Below are 18,097 nucleotides of genomic sequence, written 5' to 3'. Positions count from 1 at the left end.
GGTATACTGGTGTGCAAACTCAGCCTATGATAATCAAAACAAAATATTTCTACAGCTTTTCGACAAATTAACTCACCTTTTTTTGTGTAATCATTTAGAATCGATGCGATTTTTGATAGCTAATGAGTGAGAAAAGCATGAATTTTCAGCGTATGACTGATCTTGATTTAACCGGAAAACGAGTTCTGATTCGTGAAGATTTAAATGTTCCTGTTAAAAATGGGGTCATTAGCAGTGATGCACGTTTGCGTGCAGCATTACCAACGATAAAAGCGGCTTTGGCACAAGGTGCGGCAGTGATGATATGTTCACACCTTGGTCGTCCTGTAGAAGGTGAGCCGAAAGCTGAACAATCTTTGGCACCTGTGGCTGCATATTTGACTGCAGCTTTAGGTCAAGACGTTCAATTGGTAACGGATTATCTTGCTGGTGTTGCGGTGACGGCTGGTCAAGTAGTTTTGCTTGAAAATGTACGCTTCAACCATGGTGAAAAGAAAAATAACCCTGAGTTAGCACAACAATATGCTGCACTTTGTGATGTGTTCGTGATGGATGCCTTCGGTACAGCCCATCGCGCAGAAGCTTCAACGGAAGGCGTCGCACGTTATGCGGCGGTTGCAGCAGCGGGTCCTTTGTTGGCGGCTGAGCTTGATGCTTTGGGTCGTGCATTAAAAACCCCTGAAAAACCAATGGTTGCCATTGTTGCAGGTTCAAAAGTTTCAACCAAATTAGATGTACTGAATTCTTTGTCAAGCATTTGCGATCAATTGATTGTAGGGGGCGGTATTGCCAATACATTCTTGGCTGCTGCTGGCTTCAATGTCGGTAAATCATTGTATGAAGCTGATTTAATTGATACTGCAAAAGCCATTGCTGCAAAAATTTCAGTACCGTTACCAACAGATGTTGTGGTGGCTGATGCCGCTGAGATTGATTTTAGTGATTTCTTGGGTTCATTGGCCAAAGCGACTGCACGTACAGTTAATGTCGCTGATGTTGCTGAAAATGACATGATTTTAGATGTTGGTCCTGCAACAGCTGCTGCATTTGCAGAGATTTTAAAAACCTCTAAAACCATTCTTTGGAATGGTCCCGTTGGTGTCTTTGAGGTGGATCAATTTGGTCAAGGAACGCAAACCTTGTCTTTGGCCATTGCTGAATCGGCTGGATTCTCTATTGCCGGTGGTGGTGATACCTTGGCTGCGATTGATAAATATGCAGTTGCAGACAAAATGGGCTACATCTCTACAGGTGGTGGTGCATTCTTAGAATTTGTCGAAGGTAAAACCTTACCGGCAGTTGCTGTATTGCTTGAACGCGCACAATAAATAGTAGCGTAACGTTATATTTTATGCGTTGATTACCTGCTTAGTCGAACCGTTAAATTGACTCGCGATATCGAATAAAAGGCTGACAAAATGTCAGCCTTTTATTTTTTCGTCATTAAAATGTAATATCTCTGCAATATATTGTTGTGAAATTAATCACCGATTGTGGAAAATGTGATGAACTACAAACTACTTCTTGCCGCACTTCTTGTTGCTCCTTTAGCTTTGACTGCATGTGCCAAAAAAGATGCTGCAACATCTGAACAACAAGCAAGCTCAAATGCTCAAGTTGCTGAGTCAGATCAGACAACACCAGAGCAACAAGCAGCGATCGATAAATTGGATAAACCCGTTTTAGATGAAAAAAATACAGATGTTCCAGCAGAAAAAGCCAATGCACCTGCTGATGTTGCAACGCCAGCAACGGAAGAACCGGCTCAGAAATAGACAACTGGTCGCTAAAAATGGTTATTTATTAAAAGTCCCTGCGTTTGCAGGGATTTTTTTTAGAAATAAGTCGATTTGTTGCTGAATTGGAACAGATCACAGGGTAGAATATGGGGCATTACCTGGGAGGATATTATGGCTCTTATTTCATTGCGCCAGCTCTTGGATCACGCCGGCGAACACTGCTATGGCGTACCAGCATTTAACGTAAACAATCTAGAACAAATGCGCGCAATTATGATGGCCGCAGATGAAACCAATTCACCTGTTATTGTGCAGGCATCTGCCGGTGCACGTAAATATGCGGGTGCTCCGTTTTTACGTCATCTTATTTTAGCTGCAATTGAAGAATGGCCACATATTCCTGTGGTGATGCATCAAGACCACGGTACCAGCCCAGATATTTGCCAACGCTCAATTCAATTGGGTTTTAGTTCGGTGATGATGGATGGTTCTTTGGCTGCAGATGGAAAAACACCGACATCATATGAATATAATGTTGATGTAACCCGTCGTACTGTTGCCATGGCACATGCCTGTGGCGTATCGGTTGAAGGCGAAATCGGTTGTCTAGGTAGCCTAGAAACCGGTATGGCTGGCGAAGAAGATGGTGTAGGCGCTGAAGGCGTACTGGATCATTCTCAGCTATTAACCTCTGTTGAAGAAGCGACCCAATTTGTTGCAGATACCAACGTTGATGCTTTGGCCATTGCGGTTGGTACATCACACGGTGCATACAAATTTACTCGCCCACCGACAGGCGATATCCTTGCAGTTGAACGGATTAAAGAAATTCATGCAGCGCTTCCAAATACCCATTTGGTGATGCATGGTTCAAGTTCAGTTCCACAAGAATGGTTAGCCGTAATCAATGAATTTGGTGGCGACATCAAAGAAACTTATGGTGTGCCAGTAGAACAGTTGGTTGAAGCAATTAAACATGGTGTTCGTAAAATCAATATCGATACCGATTTACGTTTAGCTTCTACAGGTTCAATTCGTCGCTTCTTGGCTGAAAATCCAAGTGAATTTGATCCACGTAAATACTTTGCAATTTCAGTCGAAGCCATGAAACAAGTGTGTATCGATCGTTATACTGCTTTTGGTACTGCGGGTAATGCGGATAAAATTCGCCCAATCTCATTAGAGAAAATGGTCGAACGCTATTAATCTTCGCCTGATTACTGCTGTTATATTGTCTATCTCGTTATAAAATCAAAGCCCACAATTGTGGGCTTTTTTATTAAACAAAATCATATTACTTCGCTATGCGTGGTTATGTAGATAAAACGCTTGAACTTAAAATAACTCAGGAAAGAAACATGCAACTGGTCTTTGCGGCAGCATTATGTAGTGTATTGGTCTCTGCTTTAATGAAGTTATTTAAAGCGCGAGGCTTAAATACTTTACAAATGGTGGCATCGAATTATGCCATTGCTAGTATTTTATGTTTTTTCTGGTTTAAGCCCGATTTTAGTCATATATCTATTACAGGTACGCCATGGTGGATTATCATCCTTTTGGCGATTATCTTGCCCAGTATTTTTTTATGTTTGGGTAAGGCCTTACAAACAGTTGGGATGGTAAAAACCGAAATTGCCCAACGACTTTCCGTGATTCTATCGGTGATCGCAGCATTTATGCTGTTCCAAGAACAATTAAATCTACTCAAGGCTTTGGGATTGGTGCTTGGGCTTGCTGCCATTTTACTTTTATTATTTTCAAAGTCTGGGCTGAATACAACACAGGCGATGCCTAAAACTGGGCTGTATGCTTTATTGGCTGTATGGGGGGGCTATGCATTGGTGGATGTTCTGCTTAAATACACCAGTAGTCTTGGCTTACAGTTTGCAGTAACAATTAATTTAAGTTTTATCTTGGCCTTCATTTTTACACTTGTGGTTCTATTTGTTCAAAAAACCCAATGGAATAAGCAGGCGATTAGCGCAGGTCTTGTCTTAGGGTTATTCAATTTCGCCAATATTGCCCTCTATGTGAAAGCACATCAATTATTAAAAGATTCACCAGCAGTGGTCTTTGTTGGCATGAATATTCTAGTGATGTTTTTAGGTGGTCTGCTGGGCGTGATCTTATTTAAAGAGCAGCTTCGAAAAGAATTATTTCTTGCCTTACTACTCGGGGTAATGAGCGTGTTGTGTTTGGCGATGGCAGTTTAATAATCATAAAGAGCCATTTACAGTTGGGTGGAATTTAGCTCCAGTTAAAACTATTCAAATAGCGCAATCCCTAAATATAATTGCCGTGACTGTTAACTTCTATTTAACCTAGTGTTAACAGTTAAATTCTCGCTATGTAATGCTGTAATAAAAGCTAAATATTGATTTTAAAAAGGGTTTACTATACAAATCAAAACAATAATAATAACGATTCTCATTTAATGGTTCGTATTAACTTCATGAATAGAATACTTAAACTGAATACGCTCAGTCTGGCAGTGAAAACTGTTTTAATTTTTTCGGGGATAAATCAAGTTGCTTATGCTCAGGAAGATGCAGCTGAGAACACTATTAACCTTCCGACAATCATTGTGAAGGCGACTTCTGGCGATCAGAGCGAAGGGACGGGTAGCTTTAAAGCAAAAGCATCACGTAGTTCATCTAAACTTAATCTTAGCTTAAAAGAAACACCTCAGTCGATCAGTGTGATTACCAGTGAGCAAATTGAACAACGCAATTTAAATAATATTGATGATATTTTGGCGGCAACGCCTGGCGTGACTGTAACCAAAAATGATAGTGAGCGTTCGAATTATTATGCGCGTGGTTTTAAAATTACAAACCAGCAAATTGATGGGATGCCCATAGGAGATAATGATCCACGTGCAGACAGTTTCTTTTTTGACCGAATTGAAGTGGTTAAAGGTGCTTCGGGTTTAATGGGGTCAACAGGTAATCCATCTGCCACCATTAATATGATCCGTAAGCGTCCCGCCAAGGAGCTGTCAGGCAGTGTCAGTTCAAGTTACGGTCGTTGGGATGATACTCGGGTTGAGGCAGATGCTTCAATTCCATTGACTTCAGATGGCAGTATCCGTAGCCGAATTATGGCTGCCTATACCGACAAAGAATCCTATATGGATTTTTATCAATTAAAATCAACGGCTGCAATGGCCGTTATTGAAGCTGACCTAACCGCGAATACCACGGCATCTGTGGGTTTCCAATATCAAGACAACACACCTAAAGGTTCCACTTGGGGTGCTGTGCCTTACTTTAATAAGGATGGTCGCTTAGCCAATTTATCACGTAATTTTAGTTTGGCCGCAGATTGGAGTTCGATTAGCCAAAAAGATAAAACTATTTTTGCGGATATTCAGCACACATTTGAAAATGAATGGCTTGTAAAAGCGGCAATAAGCCACAGTACATCGGATAGCAGTTGGTTAATGGCCTATGGGGGCGGTGGTTTTCCCGACCCAAAAACGGGTTCGGGTATTGGGATGTGGACCAATATTTCTCCCTATTCAGAAAGTAAAAAGCTCAATCTCGATCTTTATGCGACGGGACCATTTCAATTCTTAGGTCGTCAGCACGATTTAATTTTGGGTTATAGCGGTTATAAGAGTAAGTCCACTTCGCAAGATGTTGATGCAGATATTAAATATCCAGACGAAATTCCCAATTATTATGAATGGACAGGCAATATTCCTAAACCAAACTATCAACTGAATGGAGATCATGATAAACAAACGACAGAGCTGTATGGTTATTATTCGACGCTACGTTTAAATTTAGCTGATCCCTTAAAGTTAATACTCGGTGGGCGTTTTAATACTTATGATTATAAAAAAGAAGAGTGGGAAAATTATAATTCTAAACCAGGACTGAAACCTCGCAGTTTCAAGAAATTTGTCCCTTATGTTGGTGTACTTTATGACTTCAATGATACCTATACCGGTTATGCCAGTTATACCGATATGTTTACGCCATCTGGAAAACGGGATCGAGCAGGTAATTACTTAGATCCTGAGGTTGGCAGTAATACCGAGATGGGGGTTAAAGCGGAGTTTTTAGATGCGAAGTTACTCACCAGTGCAGCGGTATTCTGGTCTAAAGTTCAGGATCTTGCTGTAGAAGACAAAGAATATCGTGATGGGGTGAAGAATGGCACCATTCCCAAAGTTGATAATATGGAAACAGCCTATATGTCAACGGGTAAAGGTTTGAAAGTCAATGGTTTTGAAGTCGAAGTCATTGGGATGTTGCAAGACAATTGGAATATCAGCGCAGGTTATACTTATGTGAATAGTGTTACCTCTGCCAATGCGAGCTCGACGACGACGATTCCACAAAACCAAGTCAAACTTTTTAGTAGCTATACCTTACCTGAAAACTTATGGAAAGGCGCGAATAAACTTACTGTCGGTGGTGGGGTAAACTGGCAAAGTGAAATATCTCAAAAATGGGGTGGTGCACCTAAAAATGCCCACAACGGTGGAACAATCGTACAGCCATCTTATTATTTGGCCAATGCCTTCGCCAGTTATAAAATCAATGATGAATTATCAGCCAGTTTAAACATTAATAATTTATTTGATGAAAAATATTATCTGAATGTTGGTTTTTATAATGGAATCTATTGGGGCGAACCGCGTAATGTGACCTTCACTGTACGTGCTAAATTCTAGGTTTAATATCTAAGGCTGATTAAATCAGCCTTGTTAATATAGCGGTTATTTATGCAGCTTGAATACTGTCTTAAAATATTTGGGCGAGTATAAAAAAATCCACTGTTAGAGATAGCCTACAGTGGATTTTTTATTATGCGATATAACTAAAAATCTCGCTTTCGTCTAAACGTGATTTTGGCAGTTTTGCATTGAAGTCGCTATCGCTGCGATAACCAAGTGCGACGATTACACTTGGTTTTAATCCGAGCGTATCGAGCTTTAATTGCTGGCTGAGAATTTCTGCATTAAATCCACCGATAGGGGTTGCATCAATTCCTTTTAAAGCAGCAGTGGTGAGTAACTGACCCAAGGCAATAAAAGTTTGGTTTTCAGTCCATCTCGAAATATCACCTTGGCTTTGATGATAATGCTGCACATAGTTCTGTAGACTTTGGTGGCGCTGTTGTTGAGAGACTAGATCTTTAAAACGACCATCTAGATTTTCTTGATTATTGAGCTGCTGTAAATAGGTTTCATCAATATCGGTTTTGCTGCAAAATACCAGCGTATGCGATGAATCTAAGACTTTACTTGCATTATAGGCGTAGTTACCAATTAAGGATTCAGCAATACGTTGTTTGGCACTTTGCTCGACTGCAATCATAAAATGCCAAGGCTGAATATTAATTGAGGATGGTGTTAAGCGTATGAGTGCCAAGAGTTCCTCAAATTGTGCTTGAGGGATTTTCTTACTTGAATCGTAGGCTTTGGTACTATAGCGTTGCTGCAAAATACTGAGTAAATCCATAGATAGGTATTCAATCTAAATAAAAGATACAGATGATTATACCTATTTAGCCAAAGTGAATTAGATCGATTTAATATAAATAATAATTTTTAAAATATGCGCTTGATCTTCAGCACCTGTAAATGAAAATGAGTTTAGGCAATCGGCCAAGTAATACATTTCCATTCGCCTTGCTGATTCACTTCTAGAATTTCTGCTGCTGATGTTTCCTCACGCCAATCACCCAATACAATCCGAACTTTATCATGTTCATGGTGGACGCTTGGACGGTGAGTATGGCCATGGATTAATAAGTCAACAGTTTGTACGGCATCTGCCACCGCATCATCATTGACATCCATGATGGCATAGCTTTTGTTTTGTTGAGACTGCTGACTTTTTTTACGAAAACCTTGAGCGAGTTGCATTCTAAATTTGAGTGGCGTTCTTTTGAGTACCGCGAGTAACAGCGGTTGTCGAATGATTTTTTTGAAGCGTTGATAAGCGATATCGTCTGTGCACAGTGCATCGCCATGCTCAATGCGTAGGCGTTGCTGCGCAATATTAAGCGTAAGTTCATCTGGCAGTAAAATGCCATTAAACTGTTTTAAAAATTTTTTATTTAAGAGGAAATCGCGATTACCTGCCAGAAAATAAATCTGATTGCCTTGCTGGTTAAACTGTTTTAATGCAACGACGATTTCATCAAGCCATGCTGCATGAAAATCATCACCAATCCAAGTATTAAACCAATCGCCTAAAATATAGAGTTGGGTCTGCTGTTGTGAATAATGTTTTAACAAATCTAAAAACCCCCGAATTAATCGAGGGTGTTCAGGTGACAAATGTAAATCTGATATAAACAGATAGGTCACGATGCTTCCTATTGAATACTAAAACGTTGAATTACTAAAATTACTCAGAGATAATTTTAGCAGATTCAATCACGATATTCTCTAAAGGTACATCTGCATGATAACCACGGTTACCAGTGCGTACAGCTTTGATGGTATCAACAACATCGAGACCTTCAACTACTTTACCGAATACAGCATAGCCCCAGCCTTGTGCTGTTTTACCCGTGTGGTTTAAGAAAGAGTTGTTTTTCACGTTAATGAAGAACTGTGCAGAAGCAGAATGTGGTGCTTGAGTGCGTGCCATTGCAACAGTACCAACTTCATTGCTTAGGCCGTTATCTGCTTCATTTTCAATTGAATCGCGAGTTGCTTTTTCTTTGAAGTTTTCATCCATGCCACCACCTTGAACCATGAATCCTTCGATCACGCGGTGAAAAATAACGCCATCATAAAAACCGTCACGAACATACTCTAAAAAGTTAGCGACAGTTTTAGGCGCTTTTTCAGAATTTAGTTCAAGGACAATACGTCCTTTATTGGTATTTAATTCGACTTGAGGAAAACTCATTCTATAATCTCCTAAACATGACGAAATGCCATGGGTTTTTCAGTTGTGAGAAGCATAAGCAAACTGTAAACTACAAGGCAAGCAAAAATGTTATTTTTCTTTGTTAAATACTTAAATTAATGTTTTTTCCTCTCTTACCTTTATCTATAAGTGATTAAAAAGTTATGAAGCCGAACACTGTTGTTTCTGATTTGCCAATGAACCCGACATCTTCTGTTACGCCTGTCGATGCTCAACAGCAAGAACAACAAGCGGGTTTAGACTTTATTCGTCAGGTTATTACTGATGATTTGAAAACGGGACATACTCAAAAAATCGTTACCCGTTTTCCACCTGAGCCAAATGGCTATTTACATATTGGTCATGTGAAAGCGATTTGCTTGAACTTTGGTATTGCCCAAGAATTTGCAGGTGTCTGTAATTTACGTTTTGATGACACTAATCCAGATGCTGAAGAACAAGAATATGTCGATGGTATTGCGAACGATGTAAAGTGGTTGGGCTTTCAGTGGGAAGGTGAACCACGTTATGCATCGAGCTATTTTGATCAATTACATGCGTGGGCAGTACAGTTGATTGAGCAAGGCGATGCTTATGTTGATTTGCAAAGTCCTGAGGAAATTCGCTTAAACCGTGGTTCATTTAGAGAGCTTGGTAAAAATTCTCCCTATCGCGATACAACCGTTGCTGAAAATTTAGCGCGCTTTGCACAAATGAACAATGGTGAACTTGGTGAAGGCCAAGCGGTACTACGTGCCAAAATTGATATGGCATCATCCAATATACATATGCGTGATCCAATTTTATATCGTGTATTACATTCAGCACATCACCAAACCGGTGATCAGTGGAAAATGTATCCGATGTACGATTATGCGCATCCACTGTCTGATGCAATCGAAGGGATTACCCATTCTTTATGTACTTTGGAGTTCCAGGATCACCGCCCATTCTATGATTGGGTGGTTGAGAAAGTTCGCTCTGAAACCGTGCCGCATCAATATGAATCAAGTCGCTTAAATATTGATTACACCATTACCTCCAAGCGTAAACTACGTAAATTGGTTGAAGCAGGTTATGTGAATGGTTGGGATGATCCTCGGATGCCAACCGTTGTTGGCATGCGTCGTCGTGGTTTTACCGCAGAAGGTCTAAGAGATTTCTGTAAGCGTGTCGGAGTGTCTAAAACAGATGGTATTGTTGATGTGGCAATGCTTGAGTTTTCGATTCGCCAATCACTCGAAAATACCGCTGCACGGGGTATGGCGGTATTGAACCCATTAAAAGTGACGTTGACCAATTTGCCAGCAGAACTTGAAATGACCCATGCACGTCATCCTAATGTTGACATGGGAGATCGCGTGATTCCTTTGACCCAAGAAATCTATATCGATCGTAAAGACTTTGAAGAAGTACCGCCAAAAGGCTTTAAGCGCTTGATTCCACAAGGTGAGGTGCGTCTGCGTCATGGTTATGTGATTAAATGTGATGACGTGATTAAAGATGCTGCTGGTGAAGTGATTGAATTGAAATGTTCAATTGATCCAGAAACATTGGGCAAAAATCCAGAAGGCCGTAAAGTCAAAGGTGTATTGCATTGGGTTTCTGCAAGCCGAGGCATTGCGGCTGAAGTACGTATTTATGATCGTTTATTTAGCCAAGCTGATCCAGAAGCGGGCGAAGAAGATTTCTTAGACAATCTCAATCCAGATTCACTCAAAGTTGTTCAAGCTGTGATTGAGCCATCACTTGCTCAAGCCCAGCCAGAAGATCGTTTCCAGTTTGAACGTGAAGGTTATTTTGTCGCAGATCGCTATGATCACAGTGAAGCAAAACCTGTGTTTAACCGCATTTTAGATTTACGTGATAGCTTTAAACCAGGTAAGTAATTTAAAGCTGTCTGATTTAAGCTGACAGCGTTTAGACCTATTTTCAATGACCTTAAAAAACGCAGCTCAGGCTGCGTTTTTTAATCTGCTGTCATGGTGATTGTTCGGTTTGCAGAGTTGGTTTGTTGAGTCTAGCAATCAACGTCTGCGGCTACTGGTGCGGCTGCGGCCACGCGCCATTCCACCAAGTGCATTCAATACGGCAAGCTTACTCATGGTGCCAGAGGCGTGTGCGTGACAAATGGCAGCAGCCAGTGCATCTGCTGCATCTGATTGTGGTTGAATACTTAAATTGAGTAGTTTCATAACCATCATCTGTACTTGTTCTTTTTCTGCGGCACCATAGCCGACGACAGACTGCTTAATCTGTCGGGCCGTATATTCTGCGACCTCTAGATCTGAATTGACCAAAGCTGCAATCGCGGCGCCTCGTGCTTGACCGAGCTTCAATGCGGAATCGGGGTTTTGTGCCATAAACACTTGTTCTACAGCAGCTTCAGTTGGACCATGAAATTCTACAATACGATGAATCCCAGCAAAAATACGTTTAAGACGTTCAGGCATTTCTTTGGTTTCAGTGCGAATAGTGCCTGCATCAACAAATTTGAGTTTTTGACCATCTTTTTCAATAATCCCGTAGCCAGTTAAACGAGAGCCTGGATCAATGCCAATAATTAAGGTCATATTTAAGCTTAAAAAATCAATAATGTTGATATTGTTACACAAGGCTAAGGTGACTGCATAGCCTAATTTCTCGTACAAAAAATGGTATTTTCCGAATATTTACGTGGCTTAACTTGATAAATTTAGTTTTGTACCCATAATTTATGATGTAAGTGCTTTGAAATCAGTAGGGACTTGCAATTATAGGTGAATCTGCGGGTTTTTTCGTCGAATTCATTGTCTGGCATGAATATGTAGTTGTTTTATTCCAAGATTAATTCGGTATCATTGCTACCTTCCAACTGACTTACAGCATTGTTTGTAGAAAATTAATCCATCGATTAAGTACTGCAAATGAAATCCCCCCATTTATATTTAGAGATGATTGATCTTAATGAAAATTTTACCCATTATTTTAATTGCGATTGTTGCTGAAATTGCTGTCTGGATTGGGGTTGCACAATTCATTAGTGGTTGGCATGTCTTTTTCTCATTTTTCATTACTTTTTTCATCGGTATGAAGATGCTTCGTTCAAGTACTGCTGTGCTTATGCCACAGTTACAGCAAATGCAGATGACTGGTCAAATGGGTGGCGATTCAGCCGTTAGTGGTAAAATCACAACGGCTATGGCTGGTTTCTTGTTAATGATTCCCGGTTTAATCAGTGATGTATTGGCTTTACTTATTTTGATTCCACCAGTGCAGAAGTTGTTCCGCAACTTGTTCATGCAAGCGATGGCTAAACGCCAGCAGGCGATGATGGAAAAAATGATGGGTGGCATGATGGGGGGCATGAATGCAGGTGGTTCTGCAGATCAAAACCCATTTGCTGATTTGATGCGTCAAATGCAAAATCAAAATGGTGCAAATTATCAAGATTCTAATGTGATTGATGGTGAGGCGCGTGAAGTCGAACCTGACTATAAGAAAATTGAATTTAAAGACGTTACACCGAAGAAGTAAGGCATCAATCACCTGTGCGGCTAAAGGCTTTCTCTTTAGCGCAAGGCTGAGTAGCAATTAAGAAACCGAATCAATGATTCGGTTTTTTATCGTAAATGAAAAAGCGTCATACTGTTTAAAATAGCCAGTGCGATCTTAGCATCCACCAGGAAAAATGATTTAATCGATTGTTGTTATTGTTTTTTTATTTTTATTGAAAAAAGATCGTTATACTTTTTATCTTCATGTTTGAGCACGTTTTAAATGTCACTGTTACTTTCGATTTGCGCACTACATTTTATTGCCCAACTGACTCCCGGTCCCGATGTACTTCTCATTGCAAAAAGTGCAGCATCCACCAGCAAGGCCAATACCTTTAAGATTATTCTCGGGATTAGTATGGGGGTCGTGGTTTGGGTTGTTTTAACGCTACTTGGTTTTACGGTTCTGATTCAGCAATGGCCATGGATTCAGCAATTGATTATGCTGCTTGGTGGGTTGTTTCTGGCAAAAATGGGCTATGCGATGTTTAGAGGTGGCCGTGCTGCTTTAAAACAAAAACTTGCCTTAGATATCGAAGCTCAACCAGAAAAACAAAATTATTTTTTAAATGGGCTATTCACCAATTTATCTAACCCCAAAATCGTTATTTATTTCAGTAGCGTATTTTCAATTGCCTTAAGTTCATCTGCCAATACAGACCTTAAGATGCAATTGGCAGTACTTATTCCAATTCAAACTGTTTTAACTTTTAGTTTGCTAATGTGGATTTTATCTAGAGCACGAATTAAGGCGATTTACCAACAAGTCAGTGGTTATATCGATCTGATTTCTGGAGTCTTATTCATGTTGTTTGCCATTTGGCTGTGGTTAGATGTCTTTAGACTCTTCAGTGTTTGATGATGCTATTAGATCAGTCAAGGGGGCTGCTGCTGTCTCAGTGACAGGTAACTGCTGATCTTGGGCTTTAGGTTGATATTTTTTTTGATTTTTCAAACTAGCCTGTTGATTTTCAGAATCTTTATATCTGTGATTGCGATTCGCCCGTTCTCTAAAACCGCCTTTGTGAATCAGTGACACCTGTAAACTCCTCTGCAAAGAACCGGCATAGAATAACATTGTTCATCCAGTAATATGCATTTTGTCATTTAATTGTTATAGAGCAGTATTACAATCTCGGCCAAGGATATGGTTTATATCTGCTCTGTAAGTCATAGAGAGAATTATGCGTAGGCAGTATTTTTATGTAGGCTTTTAACATCTCTTATATAAATTAAGGATTGTTTTTGTTTGCGAGGTCTCCTATGCTCTATAGGCCATATAAATATTTAAATGAATGGCTTAGGCAAATAAAATAGGAGAATACCTATGCTCTACAAATATCATTGTGCTTGTTGCGAAGAAGCTTTACCAAGTTACAACAAAGCATGCCCCAAATGTGGCTCACATCATATTAGAAGTCCAATTAATTTATGGGTCTTTTGTGTGGTGACCTGTTTTGCTGCTGTTCTTGTTTTTAAACTGGTACATATTTATATCGAAGACACGCAAGATACGCAGACTCAGCCATTTATCTTAGATGTATTGAATCAGGATAATACGCATGCGCCAAAAAAATAATCAAATTGCTGTTCTGTCTTTTGTAATGGTTGCACAAAAGCATTTTGCATAAAAAAGCTCACATTAATGTGAGCTTTTTAGCAATTGCTAGAGTTCTAACTTATAGATTTGCAGATGCTTTAAGCGCGTCAACCTTATCGGTTTTTTCCCAAGTAAAGGCATGATCATTACCTTCACGACCAAAGTGGCCGTAGGCTGCAGTTTGTTGATACATCGGCTGCAATAAGTTGAGCATATGAGTAATGCCGTAAGGGCGCAGATCAAAATGTTCACGAACCAACTGAATAATTAGTTCATCAGAAACTTTACCTGTATTAAAGGTATTGATTGAGATCGAGGTTGGTTCTGCAACACCAATAGCATATGAAATTTGGATTTCACATTTGTCAGCCAAACCTGCTGCAACAATGTTCTTCGCAACATAACGGCCAGCATAAGCCGCTGAACGGTCAACTTTAGATGGATCTTTACCAGAGAAAGCACCACCGCCGTGACGTGCCATACCACCATAGGTATCAACAATAATCTTACGGCCAGTTAATCCACAATCACCTACAGGGCCACCGATCACAAAGATACCTGTTGGATTGATATGGAATTTAGTGCCAGCATGGAACATTTCTGCTGGAATAATCGGTTTGATAATTTCTTCGATGATGGCTTCTTTTAGCGCAACTTGGCTAATGTCAGGATCATGTTGCGTTGAAAGTACCACCGCATCTAAACGCACTGGTTTACCATTTTCATAAGCGAAGGTTACTTGGCTCTTGGCATCAGGACGTAACCACGGTAAACGGCCATTACGGCGTAATTCAGCTTGTTTTTCCATTAAGCGATGTGCATAGGAAATCGGGGCTGGCATTAACACGTCCGTTTCACGACTGGCATAACCAAACATCAGACCTTGGTCACCTGCACCCTGATCTTCAGGTTTTTGACGATCAACGCCTTGAGCAATCTCTGGAGATTGTTTACCAATCATATTTATGACGGCACAAGTCGAACCATCAAAGCCTAGGTCAGTGTGGTGATAACCGATACCATTTACGGTTTTTCGAACAACAGCTTCAAAGTCAATATTCGCAGTCGATGTGATTTCACCGGCAAGTACAACTGCACCAGTTTTTACCAAAGTTTCACAAGCCACTCGAGCATATGGATCTTCTTTTAAGATGACATCCAAGATTGCGTCACTGATTTGATCGGCCATTTTATCAGGATGGCCTTCGCTTACAGATTCCGAAGTAAAAACGGCATACTCGCGCATGAAAATCCTATCAAAGTTTATTCATAAAGACGCGATATGTTACATCGACTTCAGCCTTAGGACTAGCTTAACCTGAGTAAATTGCATGAAATTATTTCAATCAGGGGCTTTTTCTTAAAAAAACTCAGAAAATAATAAGTTTCTGTATGAAATATGTACTTTGTGCTGCTGCATAAATGAATTGAAAGACTGATAAACTAAAGTGTTTATATGCCTGAGCCATAACAAGCCTAATATTTCAGATAATGAAGGCCAAGGAATATTAGATTAAATAACTGTGTATTTAATTGAATTTAATTCATCTTTTAGCAGTTGAACGTTAAATTTAGAAAAATGGCAAAGGCGAGGCTGCTTTAAAATTGTTTTATTGAATTTAAATGATTGAAAGCCTGAAATAGAAATGGCACTTAATCTTTAAGTGCCATTTTCAAAGGGGGAATTGATTAGACTCGGATTTGAGTTGGCATCAATGCACAGAGTTCTTTACGGCTATAGCCACGAGAGATCAGTACATTTTTAATTCCAGCGATGATTTCTTCATCCGTTTCTTTCATTAACGCTGAAAGAAGTTGGTCGTTCGATTTACATGAACAGTCATTTTCAACACAAGCAATTTGATTTTTATGCTCGTTGTCCTGCGGATCAGAGATCAGCAGATTTTTCCAAAAACTCATAGAGCCTTCTTCTAGAACTTAACATAGTTCGAAATATAACCAATATAAAATAAAATACAAGCACCTTAAGCCAGGTTGCTCTTTTTAATGGATAAAATTTTTCGATCATAACACCAAAATTGAACGGAATAATGAAATAAAAATGGAGATACCTACAACATAAAGCAGCTAATCTTTTGCTTGTTCGGCAAAATAGCTGCTTTATTTGTATGAATTAAAGTCTAAGCCTGTTGTTTAGATTTTTTCGAGTAAAACGCCACATTCAACGTGATGGGTATATGGAAATTGGTCAAACAGTGCAAACTTGGTGATACGATGCGTTTGAGTGAGACATTTAAGATTTTCATATAAAGTATCAGGATTACATGAAATATAAATAATACGTGGGAAAAGTTGCAGCAATTTAAGCGTTTCATCATCAATGCCTGCACGTGGTGGATCGACAAAAACGGTATCGAAATTATAGCTTTGAATGTCAATTTCGGCTTCTTGCAGGCGACGGAATTGGCGTTCGCCATGATAGGCTTGGGTGAAGTCTTCAGCTGATAATCGAGCGATTTGAATATTATCAATTTTATTTTGTTCAATATTCCATTGCGCTGCATAAACGGAGGATTTTGCCAGTTCAGTGGCGAGTACACGGTTAAAATGCTGTGAGAGGGGTAAAGTAAAGTTACCATTGCCGCAGTAGAGTTCAAGCAGGTCTTGATTGTTATCACCAGTTGCTTGGCATGCCCAGCTCAACATTTTCTCAGCGACTCGTGCATTTGGCTGAGTGAAACTATTTTCAAACTGTTTGTATAAATAAGTGCGATTAAGTACTTGAAGCTCTTCCAAGATAAACTCATCACTAAATACAAATTTTTGTTTACGGCTGCGACCCACCAATTTAAAGCCGAGTGTTGTTGCGAGTTCTTGCGCAGCGCTTTCCCAGTCAGCTTCGAGTTTACGATGGTAAATTAAAGAAACCAACATTTCACCTTTTAAGCTACAGAGAAAATGCACCTCAAATAAACGTTGATTTAATACCGGATCTTTTTTTAATGCCGCCAATAAAATTGGCATCAGAGTGTTAATGCTTTGATCGGCAATTGGGAATTGATCAATGCGTACCACAACTTTGCTTTGATCTTCGGCTGAGCGCTCAAACATGGCATAGAACATGTCGTCTTGTTCGCGCCAGATTCTAAACTCTGCACGCATGCGAAAATTGTGTTCTTGCGAGGCGTAAACGTCAAGTTCTGGTGGAGAAAATTGACTGAATTGGGTGTTTACTCGGTCAATTTTCGTTTGTAACTGCTGTTGATAGGGCGCTAAAGTCATAGGGAATACAGTGCAAAAAAACTAAGAGAGGATGGTATCAAAAATTGGCTTAGAATGCTCGAAGCTATTATTGCGGTGTGGTCGAGGTTGAATTTGTTGCAAAACATTCAACCAAATAATCAATAAAAACACGGACTGCGGGCAATAAACCACGACGAGAGGGATAAACTGCATGGAAAATACCATGTGGGGCTTTCCATTCAGGCAATACCCGGACAATGCGGCCTGTACGAATTAACTCACTGGCAATGGTGTCAGGAAGCAACGCAATCCCACAATTTTGGCTAACCAATTGCGCGAGCATACTGAGATCTGAAGCCATAATGGTGGGATTTACTTTTACTTTGATCTGTTGGTTATCTGCATTATGTAACAGCATTTGTTGATCTAAATGATCTTGGGACATGCTTAAAATACGATGTTTGTTTAAGTCTTCTGGGCTTTTTAGCATCCCAAATTCATTGAGGTAGGCTTGGGTTGCAAATAAATGTTGTTCAATGTGCTGAAATTGGCGTATGACCAAATTGGGATCATCATCTAGATTGGAGCGCACTCTCAAAGCCACATCGATCCCTTCATTGATGACATCAATTCGACGATTGCTTACAAAAAATTGAACTTTAATTTCAGGATAGTTTTTCAAGAACGCAGGTAGAATTTGTGCCATTTCATGTTGGGCGATGGTCACAGGTAGGCTAACTTTAATGACGCCACGTGGTTGTACACTGAGATGATCGACTAAATCATGGGCAGCTTGTGCTGCATTTACCATTACTTGTGCATGTTGATAAATATTCATGCCCACATCTGTGACTGCAAAATGACGTGAGCTGCGTTGAATTAGACGAACTCCCAAGTTTTCTTCCAATTGATAGACACGACGGCTTAATTTGGATTTAGGGATATCGGTTGCGCGTTCAGCAGCACTAAAGCCTCCGTGTTCAACCACCAATGCAAAACAATAAAAATCATCTAAATCCGGTAGCATAGAACATTCCAAAATTGCAACAATAAGTGATTTTTAAGGAAATGGTTGCAGCATGTCAAATGCTAGAAACATAAATCCTATAACTTTTTAGTAAAATAGTGCCGTCAAAAGAG

At 39.9% G+C, this 18,097-nt stretch carries 18 protein-coding genes; 9 read left to right on the top strand and 9 right to left on the bottom strand.

The features are described 5' to 3' along the window. Window positions 1–137: 137 nt before the first annotated feature. The 5 genes from FD716_RS10205 (at window position 138) to FD716_RS10185 (ending at window position 6,423) form a co-directional block, all read left to right on the top strand. The gene (locus FD716_RS10205; protein WP_139852248.1) at window positions 138–1,328 is read left to right on the top strand and encodes a phosphoglycerate kinase; all 1,191 of its coding nucleotides are present in this window, start codon (window positions 138–140) and stop codon (window positions 1,326–1,328) included. 177 nt (window positions 1,329–1,505) lie between these two features. After that, the gene (locus FD716_RS10200) at window positions 1,506–1,775 is read left to right on the top strand and encodes a hypothetical protein (RefSeq protein ID WP_139852247.1); all 270 of its coding nucleotides are present in this window, start codon (window positions 1,506–1,508) and stop codon (window positions 1,773–1,775) included. A 135-nt stretch (window positions 1,776–1,910) separates the two neighbouring features. Continuing rightward, complete coding sequence (gene fba, locus FD716_RS10195) at window positions 1,911–2,945, top strand: class II fructose-bisphosphate aldolase (protein WP_139852246.1); 1,035 nt, start codon at window positions 1,911–1,913, stop codon at window positions 2,943–2,945. Window positions 2,946–3,097: 152 nt separating this feature from the next. Further along, window positions 3,098–3,952 (top strand): EamA family transporter, encoded by an 855-nt coding sequence (locus tag FD716_RS10190; RefSeq protein ID WP_139852245.1) that lies wholly within the window; start codon window positions 3,098–3,100, stop codon window positions 3,950–3,952. Between the two features lie 239 nt (window positions 3,953–4,191). Beyond that, window positions 4,192–6,423: a TonB-dependent siderophore receptor gene (locus FD716_RS10185; protein WP_139852244.1), complete on the top strand. Its 2,232-nt coding sequence runs from the start codon at window positions 4,192–4,194 to the stop codon at window positions 6,421–6,423. Window positions 6,424–6,556: 133 nt separating this feature from the next. Here FD716_RS10185 and nfsB read toward each other — a convergent pair whose 3' ends face one another. From nfsB to FD716_RS10170, 3 genes are all read right to left on the bottom strand, one after another. Then, window positions 6,557–7,213 (bottom strand): oxygen-insensitive NAD(P)H nitroreductase, encoded by a 657-nt coding sequence (nfsB, locus tag FD716_RS10180; protein ID WP_139852243.1) that lies wholly within the window; start codon window positions 7,211–7,213, stop codon window positions 6,557–6,559. Between the two features lie 134 nt (window positions 7,214–7,347). Beyond that, entirely contained in the window at window positions 7,348–8,067 is a 720-nt protein-coding gene (locus tag FD716_RS10175) for a UDP-2,3-diacylglucosamine diphosphatase (RefSeq protein ID WP_139852242.1), read from the bottom strand. 40 nt (window positions 8,068–8,107) lie between these two features. Then, on the bottom strand, window positions 8,108–8,617 hold the full coding sequence (locus tag FD716_RS10170; RefSeq protein WP_139852241.1) for a peptidylprolyl isomerase: 510 nt from the start codon (window positions 8,615–8,617) through the stop codon (window positions 8,108–8,110). A 164-nt stretch (window positions 8,618–8,781) separates the two neighbouring features. Between FD716_RS10170 and FD716_RS10165 the strand changes: the two genes are divergently transcribed. Beyond that, window positions 8,782–10,506, top strand: a complete 1,725-nt coding sequence (locus FD716_RS10165) for a glutamine--tRNA ligase/YqeY domain fusion protein (RefSeq protein WP_139852240.1) — start codon at window positions 8,782–8,784, stop codon at window positions 10,504–10,506. A gap of 138 nt (window positions 10,507–10,644) precedes the next feature. On the opposite strand, the gene ruvC is transcribed toward FD716_RS10165, so the two are convergent. Continuing rightward, a complete protein-coding gene (ruvC, locus tag FD716_RS10160) occupies window positions 10,645–11,190 on the bottom strand; it encodes a crossover junction endodeoxyribonuclease RuvC (protein WP_139853661.1) in 546 nt (181 codons plus the stop codon). A gap of 373 nt (window positions 11,191–11,563) precedes the next feature. Between ruvC and FD716_RS10155 the strand changes: the two genes are divergently transcribed. Together FD716_RS10155 and FD716_RS10150 are read left to right on the top strand one after the other, a co-directional pair. After that, a complete protein-coding gene (locus tag FD716_RS10155; protein ID WP_139852239.1) occupies window positions 11,564–12,133 on the top strand; it encodes an FxsA family protein in 570 nt (189 codons plus the stop codon). Between the two features lie 243 nt (window positions 12,134–12,376). After that, a complete protein-coding gene (locus tag FD716_RS10150) occupies window positions 12,377–13,012 on the top strand; it encodes a LysE family transporter (RefSeq protein ID WP_139852238.1) in 636 nt (211 codons plus the stop codon). On the opposite strand, the gene FD716_RS10145 is transcribed toward FD716_RS10150, so the two are convergent. After that, window positions 12,983–13,192 carry a hypothetical protein gene (locus tag FD716_RS10145; RefSeq protein ID WP_228714941.1) on the bottom strand — a complete coding sequence of 70 codons (210 nt, stop codon included), beginning with the start codon at window positions 13,190–13,192 and terminating at the stop codon, window positions 12,983–12,985. The two genes, FD716_RS10150 and FD716_RS10145, sit on opposite strands and share 30 nt — an antisense overlap. Window positions 13,193–13,480: 288 nt before the next feature. Between FD716_RS10145 and FD716_RS10140 the strand changes: the two genes are divergently transcribed. Continuing rightward, on the top strand, window positions 13,481–13,732 hold the full coding sequence (locus FD716_RS10140; protein ID WP_139852236.1) for a hypothetical protein: 252 nt from the start codon (window positions 13,481–13,483) through the stop codon (window positions 13,730–13,732). A 100-nt stretch (window positions 13,733–13,832) separates the two neighbouring features. Here FD716_RS10140 and metK read toward each other — a convergent pair whose 3' ends face one another. The 4 genes from metK to FD716_RS10120 form a co-directional block, all read right to left on the bottom strand. Further along, entirely contained in the window at window positions 13,833–14,999 is a 1,167-nt protein-coding gene (metK, locus tag FD716_RS10135) for a methionine adenosyltransferase (protein ID WP_139852235.1), read from the bottom strand. A 443-nt stretch (window positions 15,000–15,442) separates the two neighbouring features. Beyond that, window positions 15,443–15,673 (bottom strand): hypothetical protein, encoded by a 231-nt coding sequence (locus tag FD716_RS10130; protein WP_139852234.1) that lies wholly within the window; start codon window positions 15,671–15,673, stop codon window positions 15,443–15,445. A gap of 234 nt (window positions 15,674–15,907) precedes the next feature. Next, window positions 15,908–16,996: a tRNA (uridine(54)-C5)-methyltransferase TrmA gene (gene trmA / locus FD716_RS10125; protein WP_139852233.1), complete on the bottom strand. Its 1,089-nt coding sequence runs from the start codon at window positions 16,994–16,996 to the stop codon at window positions 15,908–15,910. Between the two features lie 67 nt (window positions 16,997–17,063). Continuing rightward, window positions 17,064–17,984, bottom strand: a complete 921-nt coding sequence (locus tag FD716_RS10120; protein WP_139852232.1) for a LysR family transcriptional regulator — start codon at window positions 17,982–17,984, stop codon at window positions 17,064–17,066. Window positions 17,985–18,097 lie beyond the last annotated feature (113 nt).

Source organism: Acinetobacter pullicarnis, assembly GCF_006352475.1.
In the GTDB taxonomy this organism is placed as follows: Bacteria; Pseudomonadota; Gammaproteobacteria; order Pseudomonadales; family Moraxellaceae; genus Acinetobacter; species Acinetobacter pullicarnis.
This window is presented reverse-complemented; position numbering and strand designations above follow the sequence as displayed.

Bases quoted from the DNA above. Each gene is read 5' to 3' on its own strand.
- FD716_RS10155 (WP_139852239.1), top strand. From the start codon at position 11,564: ATGAAAATTTTACCCATTATTTTAATTGCGATTGTTGCTGAAATTGCT.
- metK (WP_139852235.1), bottom strand. From the start codon at position 14,999: ATGCGCGAGTATGCCGTTTTTACTTCGGAATCTGTAAGCGAAGGCCAT.
- FD716_RS10205 (WP_139852248.1), top strand. From the start codon at position 138: ATGAATTTTCAGCGTATGACTGATCTTGATTTAACCGGAAAACGAGTT.
- FD716_RS10185 (WP_139852244.1), top strand. From the start codon at position 4,192: ATGAATAGAATACTTAAACTGAATACGCTCAGTCTGGCAGTGAAAACT.
- FD716_RS10130 (WP_139852234.1), bottom strand. From the start codon at position 15,673: ATGAGTTTTTGGAAAAATCTGCTGATCTCTGATCCGCAGGACAACGAG.
- FD716_RS10200 (WP_139852247.1), top strand. From the start codon at position 1,506: ATGAACTACAAACTACTTCTTGCCGCACTTCTTGTTGCTCCTTTAGCT.
- fba (WP_139852246.1), top strand. From the start codon at position 1,911: ATGGCTCTTATTTCATTGCGCCAGCTCTTGGATCACGCCGGCGAACAC.
- FD716_RS10150 (WP_139852238.1), top strand. From the start codon at position 12,377: ATGTCACTGTTACTTTCGATTTGCGCACTACATTTTATTGCCCAACTG.
- FD716_RS10170 (WP_139852241.1), bottom strand. From the start codon at position 8,617: ATGAGTTTTCCTCAAGTCGAATTAAATACCAATAAAGGACGTATTGTC.
- FD716_RS10190 (WP_139852245.1), top strand. From the start codon at position 3,098: ATGCAACTGGTCTTTGCGGCAGCATTATGTAGTGTATTGGTCTCTGCT.
- nfsB (WP_139852243.1), bottom strand. From the start codon at position 7,213: ATGGATTTACTCAGTATTTTGCAGCAACGCTATAGTACCAAAGCCTAC.
- FD716_RS10165 (WP_139852240.1), top strand. From the start codon at position 8,782: ATGAAGCCGAACACTGTTGTTTCTGATTTGCCAATGAACCCGACATCT.
- FD716_RS10140 (WP_139852236.1), top strand. From the start codon at position 13,481: ATGCTCTACAAATATCATTGTGCTTGTTGCGAAGAAGCTTTACCAAGT.
- trmA (WP_139852233.1), bottom strand. From the start codon at position 16,996: ATGACTTTAGCGCCCTATCAACAGCAGTTACAAACGAAAATTGACCGA.
- ruvC (WP_139853661.1), bottom strand. From the start codon at position 11,190: ATGACCTTAATTATTGGCATTGATCCAGGCTCTCGTTTAACTGGCTAC.
- FD716_RS10120 (WP_139852232.1), bottom strand. From the start codon at position 17,984: ATGCTACCGGATTTAGATGATTTTTATTGTTTTGCATTGGTGGTTGAA.